Genomic DNA, 17921 nt, shown 5'->3' on the forward strand with positions numbered 1-17921 from the left:
AGCGAGACAAGAGCTTATTCAGCCGCATAGAAAAAGACGCATCCACCGATGCGCCTTTATTCTCCTTACCCGATCAGCTGAGCATATTTCAGTCCATTCACAATCCCGCCTTCATCAACATGCGTCGTAATGTAGTTCGCATAGGGCTTCAAGTCCTCGTGGGAGTTGCCCATCGCGATCCCTAATCCGACAACCTCAAGCATTTCCTTGTCGTTCAAGCCATCCCCGAAAGCTATAGCTTCCTCTGGCTTAATATTTAAGAGTTGAAGCATCGCGTTAATGCCTTCCGCTTTGGAAGCATCGCTTGGCAGCACATCCATCGCTGTCTGATGCCAGCGAATATAGCGAAGTCCAGGAACTGCGTCCAGATAGAAATGCTCATGATCTGCTTCATTATGCAGGAATACTTGATAGATATCTTCATTACGCCAGAATTCGGGGTCCAAGCCGGGTAAATCGACTTTCAACGAGTTAACGGCATCTAACATAAACGTATCGTCCACGTTATTCGTGAAGAACGATGTATCGCCTTCAAATACGAGCGTATGGTTATATTGAGCTGCGTGTTGTACGAGACCTTCGACTTGTTCGCGCGGAATCGGACGCTTATATATCGGTTTGCCTTGATAGACCACATACCCGCCGTTTAAGCTGACATAGGAATCAATCCCGAGCTGCTCTGCCAGCGGTTTGAAGAAATAGGGTGCGCGACCTGTTGCGATAACGGCTTCGATACCGCGGCTTTTCAATTCAGCGATCGCTTCTATTGTATCTTGCGGAATTTGTTTCTCTTCATTCACTAACGTCCCATCAATATCAAAAAATGCTATTTTATACGTCATGTGTCGGATCTCCCATCCATGTGTTTATCTCTATTCTATATATATGGATGTAATATACCACCCGTTCGACTTTTCTTGCAAGTTTCATAGATTTCCATACGAAGTGTATGTGGAACATTTGTATGGATTTGGAACATGAAAATAGAGCAAACTTTGGTAAAATAGATAAACGACATCTTGTGATAACGGGAGGGAGTTCCCATGAACGAAAATTTCACGATGCTGCTCCAGCTCTTTGAGCGGGCAGCATTATTGCTAATTATTTTATTTTTCTTAACTCGTATTTCAAGCTTTAAGCAGATTCTGCAAAAAGAATCGCAGACACCGAAGGAGTTCGCCGTCGTTACGATCCTGTTCTGTACCTTTGCGCTATTCGGTACCTACGCAGGCATCGATGTGGAAGGCTCGCTCGTCAACGTACGGATCATCGTGATTATGGCGGGAGGTATCTTATTCGGACCCTGGGTCGGTCTTGTCGTCGGGGTGGTGTCCGGAATCCATCGTTTTTTGATCGATATCGGCGGGGTAACCTCGATTCCATGTCTCATCACGAGCATTATTGCAGGGCTGGTATCCGGCTATATTCATCTTCGAACGCCAAAAGCGAAACGTTGGTTTGTCGGGATTCTTGCCGGAATGGCCTGCGAGGCATTAACGATGCTGTTGATTATATTCATGGCGCAGCCTGCAACACTGGGAATCGATATTGTATCCAAAATTGCCACACCGATGATTCTAGGGCAATTAAATGTGGGATTGATCATTTTGTTAATTCAGAATGTGGAAAGTGAGCGGGAAGGAATCGCTGCTCAGCAAGCGAAGTTAGCTTTGGACATTGCGAATAAGACATTACCCTATTTTCGCTCCATCAATACCGAATCATTACACAAGATCTGTTCCATTATTAAAGAGGATATTCAAGCCGATGCGGTGGCGATTACGGATGCGTCGAATGTGCTCGCTTACGTCGGTTTTGGGGAAGACCGCTATCAATTCCGGCATGAGATCATAAGTGATATGACCAAAGAGACGATACGAAGCGGGGAGTTCATGATCAGCAACCATGCGTTGGACGATGCGCTGCCCGGCATTCAATCCTTATTAATTATTCCGCTGAAAGAGCGCGAAGAAGTCACCGGGACCTTGAAGATTTATTATCGGAAAGCGCATAAAATTACCTATCCGCTTCAGACTATGGCCGTCGGTTTATCCCAGATCATCTCGACATTAATGGAAGTTTCCCGTGTAGAAGAGATTAAGGAGATGGCGAATAAAGCCGAGCTCAAAGCCCTGCAGAGAACGATTCAGCCTCACTTTTTGTTCAATGCGTTGAACGCGATTGGCTCCTCAATTCGGACAAGACCGGATCAAGCGAGGGAGCTGATCGTCAATTTATCGGGATATTTACGTTATAATTTGGAGCTTACGGACGAATTGATTGATATCCATAAGGAGCTCGAGCAGGTTCGGAATTACGTGGAAATTGAGAAAGCACGCTTTGGAAATCGATTAAACGTTGTTTATGATGTAGATGAAGTCACCGTGAAGATTCCCAGTCTCATCATTCAGCCGTTAGTGGAGAATGCGATTGTCCACGGGATATTGAAGGAGAAAGGACCCGGAACGGTCACCATCTATGTCAAAGATTCAGAGGATCACATTCGGATTGGCGTGCAGGATACAGGCGTGGGTATCCGTGAAGATATGATTGAACAGGTGTTGGAGGAGCGTGTTCCACCGAATCATATTGGTCTTTTTAATGTGCATAAACGCGTGAAGCTCATTTTCGGGCATGGTGTTACGATGGAGCGACTAGATCAAGGAACTAATATCTTTTTTGACATACAGAAGGAGATACGATGAGAGCGATAATTGTTGAAGATGAAGTATTAGCCCGTGAAGAGCTGGAGTATCTAATTACAGAACATAGCCGTATTGAAATCGTGGAACAATTCGAGGATGGCCTTGATGTGCTTAGATTTCTGCAAGACAAGGAAGTCGATGCGATCTTTCTGGATATCAATATTCCATCCCTGGACGGGATGCTGCTAGCTGCAAATATCAGTAAGTTCGCGCGAAAACCGTATGTTATTTTTACAACGGCGTATAAGGAACATGCTGCCCAAGCTTTTGAACTGGAAGCATTCGATTATATCTTGAAGCCCTATGACGAGAACCGGATTGCAACGATGTTACGGAAGCTAGAGACCGCCTTTGAACGGGATCAGCAGCAAGTAGGAGGTCCAACTCCTGTGGACAGCAGGCAAAGATCTGAGGGAAAACGCATTAATCTGCTGAAAAATGACAAGTATATCGTGACGGATAGCGATGACATCTACTATGCGGAAGCACAAGAGAAGGTGACGAACGTATTCACGAAGAGCGGTACCTATATGATGCCGATGAGTATTTCGGACTTTCATGCCATGCTGCCTCAAGATCAATTCTATCGTTGTCATCGTTCCTATACCGTCAATTTGTCCCAAATCCATGAAATCGTTCCGTGGTTCAACAATACCTACCTGCTGCGTCTACGTGATATGGATGCCGAAGTGCCTGTCAGTCGAAGTAAAGTCAAAGAATTTAGGCAGTTGATGCATATATAAATGCAGTTCATTCCGTAATCCCGTCATTTCATGTCGCTTTTGGCTCAAGAAAGCGTTTTATCTTGTAAGATAAGAGTGTGGAAGCAAGACGTAAGAGGCTTTCACTTCCCTACAGATAACGCATACAACTTGATCCTAGCAGAATGAAAGAGGGGATTTATCATGAGAACACATCAAGCAACTGGGCCGCATGTAAATCGGTGGATGATCGTACTTGGAACAATTATTGTACAAATGGGATTAGGCACGATTTATACGTGGAGTTTGTTTAATCAGCCGTTAGCTGACAAATTTGGATGGGAGCTTAGCTCCGTATCGATTACGTTCTCCATCACCAGTTTTGCACTGGCTTTTGCGACACTGTTCGCCGGTAAAATTCAGGATCGTATCGGAATTCGCCGTTTGACGATGATCGCAGGTGCTGTTCTCGGTGCAGGACTAATCGCTAGCTCGCAGGCTTCATCGTTGTGGATGTTATATTTACTTGCTGGTGTGGTTGTTGGTTTTGCGGATGGTACAGCATATATCACATCGCTATCGAATTTAATTAAATGGTTTCCTGAACGCAAAGGGCTAATCTCGGGGATCTCGGTGGGAGCTTTTGGGACAGGCAGCTTGGTTTTTAAATATATCAATGCGAATTTCATTAATACCATGGGGGTCTCCCAAGCTTTTCTGGTCTGGGGATTGATCGTGATGGTGATGGTGATTGCCGGCTCATTCTTAATCAAAGAGGCTGTAGTTGCAGAAACACCTGCGAACGCAAATACCAAATCGCACAGTCAACGGAACTATACGGTCAAAGAAATGCTGCGTACAAAAGAAGCGTATATGCTCTTCATTATTCTGTTCACAGCTTGTATGAGCGGGTTGTATCTGATCGGTATCGTTAAAGACATCGGTGTACAGCTTGCTGGTCTTGATATCAGCACAGCAGCGAATGCTGTAGCTATGGTGGCGATTTTCAATACGGCCGGCCGGATCATTCTCGGTGCATTGTCCGATAAAGTAGGACGAATGAAAGTTGTAGCTGGCGCGCTTTTCGCAACGGCAGTGTCAGTCATGACTTTAAGCTTCGTACCGTTGAACCTGGGCATCTTCTTCACATGTGTTGCGGTGATCGCATTCTGTTTTGGCGGTAACATCACGGTCTTCCCAGCGATTGTAGCCGACTATTTCGGCTTGAAGAATCAAAGCAAGAACTACGGAATCATATATCAAGGATTCGGCTTAGGTGCCTTGGCCGGTTCGTTCCTTAGTGCTTTGTTCGGTGGTTTCCACATTACCTTTACAGTCATCGCGGTCTTGTGTGTGATCTCTTTCTTGATCGCGATCTTTATCTCAGTACCTGGCCAACGTAATAAGTCGAACAAGAACCAAGAAGAAGTTGTGCTAAAACCGCATTACAATGTGGGGTAATGGCAATGGGACCTCCTATCGACTGATAGGGGCACTGAAAAATTTATGTTTTTAATTTCTATGATAGTTCTAATTTAAGAGGCGACTATTTGTTCGATTTTGAACGAATAGTCGTCTCTCTCTGTATCTATTCTTATTTAGATTCCTACATCAAGGTCATAAATCGGTGTCGAGCATACGAATTGGAGGCACTCCATTATGGGCTATATTGGATATATGCAGGATAGGACGTCCGAATGAGCTTTGCTACTCATCTATATTGGATTTATGTAGGATAGGAGCCATGAATTGACTGTTACTGGCGTTTTTCATCCTTGTATGTTGGAAATATACACTATAGACGCTTAAATATAGGCAAATCCGTTAAAGTTATTGGATTTATCCAACATAGCAATCTTCATCTTTAACTGCATCATCGTTATTGTTCCCACAATAGAATTTATAAGAGTATCGATGTATCGAAACTAAAAATTCTATTTGGCGATAAAAAACTACCTCTAAACGCGGTCGCTCATCTGTGAACGAACCTCGACAGAGTTTTTTCTCATAACACAAATTTTTCAGTCCCTATAGATCGGATAGGTTTTTTTGTGATTTTGACAAAAAAACAACAAGTTCTTGCAACCTTTGTCGCAACCTCTGCGTTTAGGGTTATGAAGTTCGATAAATTGGAACAAGATGGCTCCAATTCGTCTATCTTCGAAGTAGATGATCTTACATACACAGGAGGAAAATGACATGAGCAAATTCTACAAAGTACTCGCAACAGCAACTATTCTGGCGATGGCGGCCATGCCTATGGCAGCAAGTGCCCACCAAGCATCCCTCACATCCGTGAATAAATCCTGGGAAGCTAAAGATCATAAAAATGATAAGCACGACAACAAAAATGATAAGCACGACAACAAAAATGATAAGCACGACAACAATGATAAACAAGGAAACAATGATAAGCACGACAATAATAAATGTGACGATAACAAAAAAGAAGAACAATCTATGCTAGCTACGTTGGGTCAAATCACGAACTTTACGAATGATAAATCAGGTAAATTCATCACCGTCACAGGTCGAGGTGTTACGGCACAAGGACAGGATGAGATTATTCTGTCGATTACAAAGGACACGAAGATCGTAAATTCGAAGGGGAAAAAAGTGAATTTAAACGATGTTGTCAATAGCCATCAAGTCGTGAAGGCTGTCTATAGTGCAAAGTTGACGAAGAGCATGCCTGCACGGGGCACCGCATCCAAAATCATCGTTCAAGATCAAGAACAACAATTCACAGCGATCCAAGGAAAAGTAACCGAAGTTAAGAATGGCAAACTGTTGGTTACAGGCAAAAATATCTATACATCCGCACAAGAAACAATGGTGTTAAATCTTACGGGCAAAACACAAATCGTGAATCATGAAGGTAAAAAAATCAGCCTATCGGATGTTCAAGTAGGCATGGAGGTCAAAGCGTTCTACGGACCGCAAGTAGCCATGAGCTTGCCAGCCCAATCAAATGCGAGCTATATCATTGTGGATACGAAGGAACCAGTGAAAGAGGTACTGGGAACGGAAGGCGTCATTACAAGAACGAATGGCTCTCAGTTGACAGTTGCGGGTAAAGGATTGGGCACCTATGGTCAACAGCAAGTGATCTTGAATATCACGGACGATACTCGAATTGAAGATCTTAATGGGGTTAAGCTAAGCAAAGATGCATTGAAGGAGAATGTGCTTGTTGAAGCATCTTATGGTCCTATGATGACATTTAGCATCCCTCCAATGACGAATGCCACGAAAATCGTCGTGAAAGATACCTTAGTGAAGGTCGAAGGTACGATTAAGAAAATGGATAACGACAAGAAGTCCATGATTTATGTTGACGTAGCTTCAGATAATGCCGTAGAAAATGATATCATTCTGAATATTACGGATCAGACCAAGATTGTATCGCAATTGGGGGAGAAAGAACAGCTTGCAGCAGGAACCAAAGTGGTTGCGTACCATTCCCTGCTTATGACAAGATCCTTGCCGCCGATCTCGAATGCGGAAGTGATTCTTACCGGTTCTGATGCACTAGGACTAACATTGAAATAAAATGAACTCGCAGCCCTTCCAAATTATTGGAGGGGCTGTTGCTTTTTATGAAATGGATCTCTTTTTTAACATTATAAAATTTATAAATTTCTGGAGTAGGAGCAGGGTTTCTTCGCCGGTTTTGTTTTTGGTAAAGTAAGCTTATGGAGACAAACGTGGTGAAACGAATTTTCTATGATGAGCATGCTTAACGTGGTTCGAAGCTTTGATATGATGGACGATGGAGACATGGAAGTTACGCCGCAGTTTGCCTGTGAGGCCTGTGGAGTAGAGATGTATCCGGAAAATATTACAAGGGTGTACATGGATATGCATACCGCATCAGCGATCGGTTAAGAAAAAAAGAAGTAGAAGGCAGTAAAAAGTAGAACAGAAGAGGGAATGGGTATGGGATGGAAAAGCGAAAGCGTCCGCCTTTGAAATCGTGTTATTACCGCATAAATAAATTCAAACAACACGATTTTAACAGCGGTTGGAACCCCATATCCATCCCTCCCCCATGCGGGAAACGTATGGGTTTAGCAAGGACCTGGCCATCGGCTAGGTTTTTCTCATTAAATCGAGCGAAATCTAACGCTTTATAGGAACATCCTGTTCTGGGCACAATAACCTTAATTCGAAAACCCACGATGCTGGAGGGTTAGATGATTGAGGAGGCTATGTGATGAAAGACGAAGAGAAAGACATGATGAGCAAGTCGTATTACACTAGCGTGAAGAAAAACCCGATATTTCGTAATCGAATTATCATTCCGTATCTCGTGTTAATTGCAGTATTTCTTGCGGCCTGTATTTATTACGGAATGAAGTCCTAATATGATGTGGAGGATGGGATGATGGCTAAAAGCACGTATTACGTATCCGTTCAATCCGGTTCAATACTGAAAGATCAAGGTGCAGCAGCGTATGAATTTGAAATTATGGCAGACCAACGGGAAGCGGATGATTTACAGCATTTGTTAGAGATGAAAATGAACGCGGATGATCGCACGTATTATCGTGCGCATATTCCGGGCATCCCGTATCACATTGATCCCGAGAATGATCTGTATGACCATTACTTGCAACAAATTTATCAACTCATCTACGAGCTAGGTACGGAGGAAACGAAGCAAGCCATGGCTCAGATGCATGTTCTAGAAAATCTTGAAGGAATTGGGGATTTGTGATGGAAATATGGTTGAAGGAATTTGGGAACGAATGGTACTATGGGTGTAGCCAATTTCGTACAATCTCATCAATCTAGATTCATGAGAGGGGATTTATGTGTTTCTCCAAGCCAATCAATCCGTGGACTTTACCTTTGAACATGCGATTCTAGGTATGGCGTATGTATCGCTGGAAGGTCAGTATTTGAAGATTAATCAAGCATTATGTGAACTATTCGGTTATCGGATGGACGACGAGTTATTGATGATGGCGATACCTGAGATTTCAGTCCAAGAGATGATCAACCGTGGTGAATGGGAAGCTCGGATAGAGCGACAAATCGTTCATAAGTCAGGCGCACCCGTATGGGTGTCGATACATATTCGTGTGTTGCGAAATGATCATGGAGACCCTTCCGTCGTGCTCGTGCAATTTCATGATCTCACGCCGCATCACCAATTGACGGAGCAACTTCAGAAGTCGCAGCTTAGACATCAAGAAAATGAAGGCTATTTTATCGATTTCATGGAAGACTTACAGCTCGCCGTCTTAGTCACGCGTAGTGGCATATGTCAATATGCGAATACCGCAGCACTTCGGCTGGTCGAAATTCCAACGTTAGAGGAAGCTATTGGACGATCTACGTCAGATATCGTACATGTATCGAATCATGGTGAGTTGGAAGCCAGAGGGCGGAGATATCGTCAGAATCAGAAGATCGGAACCACGCGTTACCGTATTCATAGCTTAACAGGGCAATTGAAGGATGTTGAGGGGTTTTCGATTCCGTTTATTTTCAGAGGAGAGCGCGTCGTCCTTGGGGTATTCGAAGATGTTTCACTGCGTAAGCGTGAAGAAGATCGGCTGATACATTCGGAGAAACTCGCGGTTGTGGGCCAACTGGCGGCAGGCATTGCACATGAGATTCGCAACCCGTTAACCTCGATTAATGGATTTATGAAGCTGATTCAATCGGGCAAATCGGAAAAGCAGGAATATTACGATATTATGGAATCCGAATTGAAGCGTATCGAATTTATCGTGAATGAACTATTAATCCTTGCGCGTCCGAATATGAGGAATAGTCAGAATGTCGACATTCGAACCATCTTAGAACACGTGATTTCACTAATGAATGTTCAAGCAACATTAAAGAATATCCAAATGGATGTGCAGTCGATGCCGGATTTGATCTGGATTTATGGTGAAATCAATCAATTGAAGCAAGTGTTCATCAATCTGTTCAAGAATGCGATGGATGCGATGCAGCATGGCGGTACGATTGCGATCACGGCACACATCCACCACCAACAAATCCATATTTCCGTCAAAGATGAAGGAATCGGGATTTCGAAAGATAGGTTGAATTCCATCGGACAGCCTTTCTATACGACCAAAGAATCGGGCACAGGCCTGGGTTTGATGATTTGTTATAATATTATTGAAAATCACGGGGGCAGCATTACAGTTCAAAGTGAGCCTTTTCAGGGTACGACCTTTACGGTAAGTCTTCCATTGCTGATTACTTCTTGAACCCGAGCAACATCCGATAGGGAATATAGAGTCCCAGATACGCGCCGGGAAACAACAGCCACGGATTTAATAATATATCATGCACATTCGTCGTGAATGTTGTTCCGTGTGAGTTCGTGTTGTATACTGCAACCGCAAGGACCACACCCACACTATAGAAACTTAAGAAAGCAAGTGCATGGAATACTTTTCTTAAAGGTTTGACATAATTGGCCGCTAGAAACATGACAAATGGCAGAACGATGAAAGAACAAATGATCCATTGCTTCATGATGAACACCTCCTGCTCTTACCATCACCGTTTGACACCTATGCTATACCTGCTTTTCATAAAACTTGATCCCCATCCTGTGAGAATAACCGATAATTTCAAGTTGTATGTTGCACTTAATTATAAGATACTGAAATAGGTGAAAAAAATGGCTGTTTTAGGTTGTCATTTCTATTTTTTTTCAACAAGTTTATGCAGAGTAAGGAATGATAAGCATGGCAAATGAAGCAATGTCGATGAGACGGCTTAGGCAATGGAGAAGAGAGCAAGGGCTATGCGCCCAATGCGGCAACCATCAGAGTGAAAAGTATTTGTGTGTGCGATGCGAAGAACGAAGAATGATGAATCGATGGACGATTGAGCAACAGCGGGAAGAGCGCGGTGAGTGTACAAAATGCGGCAAACCTTTAAACGGGAATGTGAGTTGTCCCGATTGTTACAGCAAGTATCCCCTCCGAAAATTAAAAACTTGGCGTGTCATGAATAAGCGTCTATATGAGTCGTTAGATCAGGCCAAAATTTCAATTCCGGAATTAGCCGACGCCCTTGGGTTTCAGGCACGTACCGTCGAACGCTGGATATTTGAAGGAAGTACGCCGAATCGAGCGAATGCACAAAAGGTGGCCCAATTCTTTGAAAAGCCTGCGAATTATTTTTTCAAAGAGTATGCCGACCATGGGAATGAAAATTAAACTATAGAAACCGAGATGAGAATTGATGTGGGATGGACAAGCATCGGTGATGAATTGGAACGATTTGCTCCAACAGTATCGAACGTTAATCTATATTTTACTAGAGAAAAGAAATGAAGCGGGAATTAGTCACGTCACGGTTACGGAACTAAGCAAAGTGCTGCGGTTATCCCATGCGGATATTTCCTCACAGATGCAGAAATGTATCGACCTTGGTTTGATCGAAGTGGCGGATCCTAGCGGATTTCACGTTATCCATGCGGATTTGACGAATTCGCCCATTGGGCATATGTCACAGCTGCTAAAAGTCATTCAGCAACTGCCGGATTCGTCATTCGAGCAGCAAGCAGAACAACTTGGGTTTACGTTGAAAGAGCTGGAAGCTGTATATGGCTATTTTATTTACTTACTCTTATAATCAACTAGTTCATCTATGTGTGCAACAAGCGAGGGGCTATCTCCAAAACCATAAAATGGCGGTGGGAAGGCCCCTGTTTTTTATTCATCGTCGCAGAAACCATCCTCTGTAAGACCCATCATTAGCTGTATGCGGACTAAAAAACCACTGTTTGGTAGTGCAGCTAACGCCCCTTCCCAGCCAATCCCATTACCGCCTGTCTTTTCACCTACCAAGGTGGCCCAACCTGTCTGTTTTGCAAAATTTGCCCACATCTCATTAGAGGAATAGACATTCTTATCCAGTAATAAATAAATTTACCTTGGTAATAAATGGAGTCTTTGGGCTCAATCTTCTTTGCAACTTTACTAAATTTCTTAATTTCGGTAAAAGCTTCTGGAGATCGAATACATGAGGCGCGGATCTGAAGCTCTAAGCAGGTTTTGAGCCACCAAGCCGGCAATTTGGACAGCCCCTTGCTCTTGTTCAAAAAACAGAGAAATTGCACGTTAAGCAGCGAGAAGAGGCGCTTGATGAGCAAAAACCCCCTGCGGACTTTCCGTAGAGGGTTTGGGTTGGTGCATTGTTATTATTTTTTGAAAATTTGAAATGGCTTCCCAACAGGCAGGAATGTACGCCCGAAGTGAACATTCAATACGGAAGCAGCTGATCCATAGAAGGAGAAAATGGCAATCATGAATTCAGCGATTGCTGCTACTTTATGCATAACATGCGCTGCAATGTCGAACGCATCAAATGTGAGCCCTAAGAAAAGAAAATCAATACAGACGAAGATGATGAATAAGACTTTATGCGTTTCCATCGCACCGATGGTCATATATAAAGAGAAAATAAGGTATCCAAGAAATGCAAACCCAAGCTGTTTGCCGTCCGCTTGCGATGCGATGATCTCGCCAAAGGCCCCCATTTTGAACAGCCATGCAAGCGCGACGGAGAACCAGAAGAAGGCGAAACCGCCAAACGCTGTTGCCCCAAAGGTGTTATTCTTTTTCGCATCATGAATGCAAGCGAAGAGTTGAGCAAATGCTCCCAGGAAAATAGCCCAAGGAATGATCAGGGATAACCCGTCTGTCCATCCGAGCTTTTGTGAAGAGGCGACGAGCGTGACCATGGCGAGTCCGAATAATCCAAGACCGCTAGGATCAGCTGTAGTCATTTTGACTTGTTGTGTTTGCATGAGAAATCAAGTTGCTCCTTTTGAAATATTGTCATGCCCTATCAGATCTATGGAAAAAGGCATACTTATCTATTTTACATAAATCTATCACGCTGTATAGTATTTTTGTCACAAAATCAGATTGTAGAATATGGAAATGGCCTGCTCGGAATTATGATATACTGGATAAGAATCTAACGAAGAATTTGTGTGAAGAAAGCGGGATGGCTATGCTAAAACATCATCAGTCGATCAAGAGCGACACGATACATCTTCCACCTTCTTTTCCGATCCGGATCACCGAAACCTCTGGCGTGTCACCCTCCTTTCAGCGGCTGCATCTTCATGTCGAGATGGAAATTAACCTGATCGTAAAAGGTACTGGATATTATATAATTAACGGGAACAAGTACCCTTTTCGGCAAGGTGACATTATTCTAATCAACTCGAATGAGCTGCATCGTGCGTTTGAAACGGAAGATTTGATCATGATGGTTATCATGTTCGATCCAGGCTGGCTAGCTGTAGAGCAGCGGTATGACGCAGAATTGCTAGCTCCTTTCCGTAAGGTGGGGGAGCGATTCTCGAATTTGTTAGATGCCAACCATGAAGCAATCACAACATTACAGAACATTCTGAACGACATGAAGCGGGAGTTCGATCAAGCATCTGATTCCTATGTCTCGGTCATCCGAGCGCAGCTCATCCGGTTTCTAGCTTATATTAACCGATATTTCAAGCTTCCAGGGGCTCCGAGACATCAGGCGAAATTACAAGGAATCGAGACCATACGTGAAGTGGTTCAGCATATGGAGGAGCATGTGACAGAGGCTTGGACATTGCAGAACTTGGCGAATTTAGCTCATTTAAGCCCATCTCGGTTCAGTTATTTGTTCAGTCAGATCGTGGGAACATCACCGATGGATTATCTGATTCAACTCCGATTGTCGCATGCCGTTCATCTTCTAGAGACCACAGAAATGAAAATTATAGAAGTTAGTACCATTTGCGGGTTTCGTAATTTATCGAATTTCAATCGATTATTCCGCCTGTATATTGGCAAATCTCCCTCGGAGCTGCGGAAGTAGCTCTGTGGGATCACCAGGATTGAACCTACCTCTTAAGATAGAATCTCTTTTCATATACAACCCTACATAAAACAGTAAGATTATATCAGTTCATAATAGGTTAGTAGTAGCTGTGACCCCCGAAATCATGTAGATTTACAGTATAAGCAGTAAGTTACACCTTGTTCCCGTTGGATAGCAAAATAAGATAGTACACGAAGTCATGAGCTAAGGAGGGTTTCGATGAAAAGATTTCTTGGCGTAGATGCAGGAGGCACCAAAGTCCACGCCCTCATCGTCGATGAGACCGGGAAGGTGCTTGGACAAGGAATTGTACTCGGCAACGGTAATCATCAATGCGGTAAAGAAGCGGCAGAGCGTAACATTCGAACAGCCTGTGAACAAGCGTTAGCAGATGCATCGCTAACCAAAGATGAGATAGAATTCGCATGCTTCGGACTGGCAGGAGCTGATCGTCAACCAGACTATGAGATCTTGAATCCGATGATTTCTGCCCTAAAGTTTAAGCGCTTTAAGATTGTGTGTGATACGATGATCGCCATGCGTGCGGGTACGAAGCAATCCTCTGGCGTCGTCATCATCAGCGGTACCGGCTGGAACAGTGCAGCACGAAATTCCAAGAATGAAGAACAGGATTACGGTGGTTTCGGCTACTTGTTCGGCGATGCTCACGGTTCCGGTACGGACCTGAACACCCATGCTTTCCGATCCGTTGTCCGTGCTTTCGATGGTCGTGGACCGAGTACTTTGTTAACAAAGATGGTATTGGATATGACAGGATACGAAGCCGTTGAACCGTTATACGAGGACGTATTATACGGGCGTTACCAGCTGCCTAAGGATCTGGGGAAATTGATCTTTGAAGCTGCGACAGAAGGAGATGCCGTTGCGGTTCAAATTCTCGAGCAAGAAGGTACAGAATTCGGAAACGCTGCGAATGCGTTAATTCGTCGCTTGCATATGGAGCAGGATACGTTTGATGTCGTGCTTGGCGGCAGTGTGTTCTCAAAGAGTAAAAGCTTGCATATGATTGAGGCGATTGAGCGTGAAGTTCGCAAGGTAGCGCCTTATGCTAGCTTTGTACGTGTGGAGATGGATCCGGTCGTCGGTGCTGTTATGAGTGCGATGGACTTCGCTGACCATCTTATTGATGACGTAACCTATAACAATCTACATGAAATTAAATTCCTATAAATAGTATTCGTTATTGCTACACACTTGAGATGAGGAGGAAATGTTCATGAGTAATCAACAAGGATTGAAAGTAGCTGTCATTGGCGGAGGTTCTTCCTATACGCCGGAGATTGTGGAAGGTTTTATTCAGAAGTACAATGAAATGCCGATCCGTGAATTATGGCTCGTCGATATTGAAGAAGGTAAACATAAATTGGAAATCGTCGGTGAATTGGCGAAACGGATGGTCAAGAAGGCCGGTATTCCTACGGAAGTTCATTTAACGTTGAACCGTCGTGAAGCGATCAAGGATGCCGACTTCGTTACGACTCAAATTCGTGTGGGTCTGCTGGAAGCCCGTAAACGTGATGAGCATATCCCGATTAAATATGGTGTGATTGGTCAAGAAACAACAGGCCCAGGGGGCATGTTGAAAGCTCTTCGTACAGTACCTGTCATTCTTGACATTTGTCGTGATATCGAAGAATTGGCACCGAACGCCTGGATGCTTAATTTCACGAACCCAGCGGGGATTGTGACGGAAGCTGTAGCGAAGCATACGACAGTGAAATCCATCGGGTTATGTAATTCTCCCATTAACTTTCAGAAGTTCTTGGCGAAGCAATACGGCGTGAGTCAGAGCGAAGCATTGCCAGAGTTCGTCGGGATCAACCACTTGCACTGGGTTACCGCGGCTTATGTGAATGGGGAAGACAAGTTGAATGAACTCATTGACGGCGGAAAAGAATATACCGCTTCGAACGTCACAGCGATGGGCTGGGATTATGATTTCTTAAGCTCCCTAGGTGCAGTACCCACGTATTACTTGAAATATTTCTACATGATGACAGAAATGTTCGAAGATATCAAAGCTTCGTATGAGAAAAACGGAACACGTGCAGAAGTCGTGAGCCGGGTGGAAGCTGAATTGTTCGAGCTCTATAAAGATGAGAACTTGCAAGAAAAGCCGAAGCAATTGGAGCAGCGCGGCGGTGCTTTTTACTCTGAAGCGGCTGTAAACTTAATGTATTCCTTGCACAATAACAAGCAAGACATTCAGACCGTAAACGTCTCGAACGGCAATATCTATGATTTCTTACCAGCGGATGCAAGTATTGAGGTCAACTGTGTAATTACGTCCCACGGTCCGATTCCGCTTCCTCCGCAGCGTGTGCCAAGTCATGTGAAAGGCTTACTGAAAGCTGTGAAAACGTATGAAGAACTTACGATTGAAGCAGCGATCACGGGCGATCGCGGGATTGCATTGCAAGCACTGGCGCATCATCCGCTTGTACCTTCGGTAACGGTAGCCAAAGACATGTTAAATGAGATGTTAGAAGCGAATCGCAAATACTTGCCGAATTTCTTTAAATAATCGAATGGCTTGCCATGAAGAACTCCGTTGAACCGGGGTTCTTTTTTTGTAATATATGGTGCATAGGAATGGTGTGGTCGTCGAGAGATAAGGTATACTAAATAACAGGAATCCATCGTTTGGATCACAGATTATGTTGAGCATATGGGAGGCTTTGTCATTGCGTCGAATGATTTCATATCGTTGCATGCTAATCATGTTTATGTTATTTATACCAACGCAGGTCGTTGTCGCGAAGAAAGGGGAAATCAACGTGGGACCGATCATTCAACAGGAGCGTTCTCATGCTACGATACGTGTACTTACTTACAATATTCATCATGGCGAAGGAATGGATGGCAAAGTGGATTTGTCGCGTATTGCCTCCGTCATGAAGAGACTAAAACCGGATATTATTGCCTTACAAGAGGTAGATCGCTACGTGCCTCGAAGCGGTAACGTGGATCAAGCCGCTGAACTTGCGGAATTGATGGGCATGCATGTGGCTTTTGGCAAAGCGATTTCTTTGGCTGGTGGGGAGTACGGAGTGGCTACGCTGTCTCGTTATCCAATCCTTTCATCGAAAACCACATTATTGCCGATGGCACGGGGCGGAGAGCAGAGAGTGTTATTAACATCACAAATTGCGCCAGCACGGGATATACCGCCGATAACCTTTACGGGTACCCATTTGGAGGTGGATCCGAAAAGTATCCAGGCTGCCCAAGTGGACGTCATTATGGAGCTATACGGAACGAGCGACCCTTACATTTTGGCGGGAGATCTGAATGCAACGCCTAATTCGAATACGATCAAGACGTTACGATCGAAGTGGGTCGATGCGACGGCAGAGATTACGGATTGGACGAATGAAGAGGACGGGAAGATCGATTATGTCATGTATGGCGCCAGAGAATCATGGCACCTTGCTTCGACTCGTATATTGAAGGAAGATGTAGCTTCGGATCATAGACCGGTACTGGCGGTGCTGGAATGGCGAGGAAACGGTTCAGAGAAATGAAAGAGTAATGATCGATTCAATTCATAAGATAGGCATATATCGTAACGCTTAAGAACTCCGAACCTGCGGGGTTCTTTTTGCGCTATTTGTACATATCATCGCGTAGATTCGTCGTTTCCAACCGCATACCTTGTACATATTGTATGATATAAACCACCGCAAAGGAGATCAATACTCGTGAACCAAACCTTTTTCAATACGATGAGTGGTGTTATTGGTGCAATCATAACTTTTGCATTTGGGGAGTGGAGCCAATCGCTTACTTTTTTCCTGTTCGCCATAACGGTTGATTATATTACGGGTATTGCTGCTTCGCTGAAAGAAGGACAAGGCTTGAACAGTCATATCGGCTTTTGGGGGATCGCTCGAAAGGCGTTTATGCTGTTGATTATTATGCTGGGTCATCAGATGGATCTTTTGTTTCAGACCAATATGATCATGGCCGGAGCTGTATACTTTTATTTAGCGAATGAACTCATATCCATCACTGAAAATTATGGCCGTATCGGACTTCCGCTGCCACAGAAAATTAAGGATATCATACAGATTCTCAAGCAAAAAGAAAAATGAATCTCATTTATGCCAACGGCGGTCTTGCTTCATGGGGGAAGGTCGTTTTTTTTCGTGTTTACGGAAAAAGAATATAGTATAATAAGGTGGATTCCAAAACTTAACATGGGTTAAAGGAGCGTAATTTCATGATTCGTCATATTGTACTCTTTAAATTAAAAGACCGTTCAGCGGAAAGCGTTGCGCGTACAGCAGATGTGTTAAAAGCCATGGAAGGTCAAATCTCGGTATTGAAAAGCATTGAAGTCGGCGTGGATGTCATTCACTCAGATCGTTCTTACGATATTGCATTAGTTACAACCTTTGAATCTCTAGATGCACTTAACGAATACCAAGTCCATCCTGTACATCAAAAAGTCATCGAACATATGTCGCAAGTTCGCGATAGCTCGGTGAGCCTTGATTACGAAGTATAAGAAAGTAGGGGACATGGCATGAGCGATTTAAAAGATGTAATGGAAGCCTTCGCCGTTGTGCTAGAAATCCTAGGCGCATTCGTTGTGCTGTTTTTCTGGCTCAAATGGAAAGCGAAACGCAAA

At 43.9% G+C, this 17921-nt stretch carries 20 protein-coding genes; 16 read left to right on the top strand and 4 right to left on the bottom strand.

The genetic code is table 11. The annotated features are described in order from the left end of the window. Positions 1 to 65: 65 nt before the first annotated feature. Positions 66 to 842 (bottom strand): Cof-type HAD-IIB family hydrolase, encoded by a 777-nt coding sequence (locus BVG16_RS01630; RefSeq protein WP_078496792.1) that lies wholly within the window; start codon positions 840 to 842, stop codon positions 66 to 68. 201 nt (positions 843 to 1043) lie between these two features. Between BVG16_RS01630 and BVG16_RS01635 the strand changes: the two genes are divergently transcribed. The 8 genes from BVG16_RS01635 (at position 1044) to BVG16_RS01660 (ending at position 9639) form a co-directional block, all read left to right on the top strand. Then, positions 1044 to 2705 (top strand): sensor histidine kinase, encoded by a 1662-nt coding sequence (locus tag BVG16_RS01635; protein ID WP_198957399.1) that lies wholly within the window; start codon positions 1044 to 1046, stop codon positions 2703 to 2705. Beyond that, positions 2702 to 3448, top strand: a complete 747-nt coding sequence (locus BVG16_RS01640) for a LytR/AlgR family response regulator transcription factor (RefSeq protein WP_078496793.1) — start codon at positions 2702 to 2704, stop codon at positions 3446 to 3448. Before BVG16_RS01635 ends, BVG16_RS01640 begins: the two co-directional genes overlap by 4 nt. 162 nt (positions 3449 to 3610) lie before the next feature. Beyond that, a complete protein-coding gene (locus BVG16_RS01645; RefSeq protein ID WP_078496794.1) occupies positions 3611 to 4867 on the top strand; it encodes an L-lactate MFS transporter in 1257 nt (418 codons plus the stop codon). A 738-nt stretch (positions 4868 to 5605) separates the two neighbouring features. Next, positions 5606 to 6958 (top strand): hypothetical protein, encoded by a 1353-nt coding sequence (locus BVG16_RS01650; RefSeq protein ID WP_078496795.1) that lies wholly within the window; start codon positions 5606 to 5608, stop codon positions 6956 to 6958. A gap of 192 nt (positions 6959 to 7150) precedes the next feature. Next, a complete protein-coding gene (locus BVG16_RS32680; protein WP_233146858.1) occupies positions 7151 to 7294 on the top strand; it encodes a hypothetical protein in 144 nt (47 codons plus the stop codon). 328 nt (positions 7295 to 7622) lie between these two features. Further along, the gene (locus BVG16_RS32685; protein WP_158081597.1) at positions 7623 to 7772 is read left to right on the top strand and encodes a hypothetical protein; all 150 of its coding nucleotides are present in this window, start codon (positions 7623 to 7625) and stop codon (positions 7770 to 7772) included. Positions 7773 to 7790: 18 nt separating this feature from the next. Then, entirely contained in the window at positions 7791 to 8126 is a 336-nt protein-coding gene (locus BVG16_RS01655) for a hypothetical protein (protein WP_233146859.1), read from the top strand. Between the two features lie 97 nt (positions 8127 to 8223). Further along, a complete protein-coding gene (locus BVG16_RS01660; protein ID WP_233146860.1) occupies positions 8224 to 9639 on the top strand; it encodes an ATP-binding protein in 1416 nt (471 codons plus the stop codon). On the opposite strand, the gene BVG16_RS01665 is transcribed toward BVG16_RS01660, so the two are convergent. Continuing rightward, on the bottom strand, positions 9629 to 9910 hold the full coding sequence (locus BVG16_RS01665) for a hypothetical protein (RefSeq protein WP_078496797.1): 282 nt from the start codon (positions 9908 to 9910) through the stop codon (positions 9629 to 9631). The genes BVG16_RS01660 and BVG16_RS01665 overlap by 11 nt on opposite strands. Positions 9911 to 10125: 215 nt before the next feature. Between BVG16_RS01665 and BVG16_RS01670 the strand changes: the two genes are divergently transcribed. After that, complete coding sequence (locus BVG16_RS01670) at positions 10126 to 10602, top strand: helix-turn-helix domain-containing protein (RefSeq protein ID WP_144027260.1); 477 nt, start codon at positions 10126 to 10128, stop codon at positions 10600 to 10602. 25 nt (positions 10603 to 10627) lie between these two features. Further along, positions 10628 to 11020 carry a MarR family transcriptional regulator gene (locus BVG16_RS01675; protein ID WP_078496799.1) on the top strand — a complete coding sequence of 131 codons (393 nt, stop codon included), beginning with the start codon at positions 10628 to 10630 and terminating at the stop codon, positions 11018 to 11020. Positions 11021 to 11100: 80 nt separating this feature from the next. Here BVG16_RS01675 and BVG16_RS33955 read toward each other — a convergent pair whose 3' ends face one another. Then, positions 11101 to 11316, bottom strand: a complete 216-nt coding sequence (locus BVG16_RS33955; protein ID WP_408635287.1) for a S41 family peptidase — start codon at positions 11314 to 11316, stop codon at positions 11101 to 11103. 272 nt (positions 11317 to 11588) lie between these two features. Next, a complete protein-coding gene (locus tag BVG16_RS01685; protein ID WP_078496801.1) occupies positions 11589 to 12197 on the bottom strand; it encodes an acetate uptake transporter in 609 nt (202 codons plus the stop codon). Positions 12198 to 12400: 203 nt separating this feature from the next. Here BVG16_RS01685 and BVG16_RS01690 point away from each other — a divergent pair, with 203 nt between their 5' ends. The 6 genes from BVG16_RS01690 (at position 12401) to BVG16_RS01715 (ending at position 17798) form a co-directional block, all read left to right on the top strand. Next, complete coding sequence (locus BVG16_RS01690) at positions 12401 to 13264, top strand: AraC family transcriptional regulator (RefSeq protein WP_233146861.1); 864 nt, start codon at positions 12401 to 12403, stop codon at positions 13262 to 13264. 222 nt (positions 13265 to 13486) lie between these two features. Beyond that, positions 13487 to 14458 carry an N-acetylglucosamine kinase gene (locus BVG16_RS01695; RefSeq protein ID WP_078496802.1) on the top strand — a complete coding sequence of 324 codons (972 nt, stop codon included), beginning with the start codon at positions 13487 to 13489 and terminating at the stop codon, positions 14456 to 14458. 46 nt (positions 14459 to 14504) lie between these two features. Continuing rightward, positions 14505 to 15812, top strand: a complete 1308-nt coding sequence (locus tag BVG16_RS01700; protein WP_078496803.1) for a 6-phospho-beta-glucosidase — start codon at positions 14505 to 14507, stop codon at positions 15810 to 15812. Between the two features lie 169 nt (positions 15813 to 15981). Then, positions 15982 to 16812 carry an endonuclease/exonuclease/phosphatase family protein gene (locus BVG16_RS01705; protein ID WP_233146876.1) on the top strand — a complete coding sequence of 277 codons (831 nt, stop codon included), beginning with the start codon at positions 15982 to 15984 and terminating at the stop codon, positions 16810 to 16812. Positions 16813 to 17013: 201 nt separating this feature from the next. Beyond that, a complete protein-coding gene (locus tag BVG16_RS01710) occupies positions 17014 to 17382 on the top strand; it encodes a phage holin family protein (protein ID WP_198957415.1) in 369 nt (122 codons plus the stop codon). A gap of 128 nt (positions 17383 to 17510) precedes the next feature. Next, positions 17511 to 17798: a Dabb family protein gene (locus BVG16_RS01715; protein WP_078496806.1), complete on the top strand. Its 288-nt coding sequence runs from the start codon at positions 17511 to 17513 to the stop codon at positions 17796 to 17798. The last annotated feature ends 123 nt before the right edge of the window (positions 17799 to 17921 follow it).

Source organism: Paenibacillus selenitireducens, assembly GCF_002021565.1.
Lineage (GTDB): Bacteria > Bacillota > Bacilli > Paenibacillales > Paenibacillaceae > Paenibacillus_K > Paenibacillus_K selenitireducens.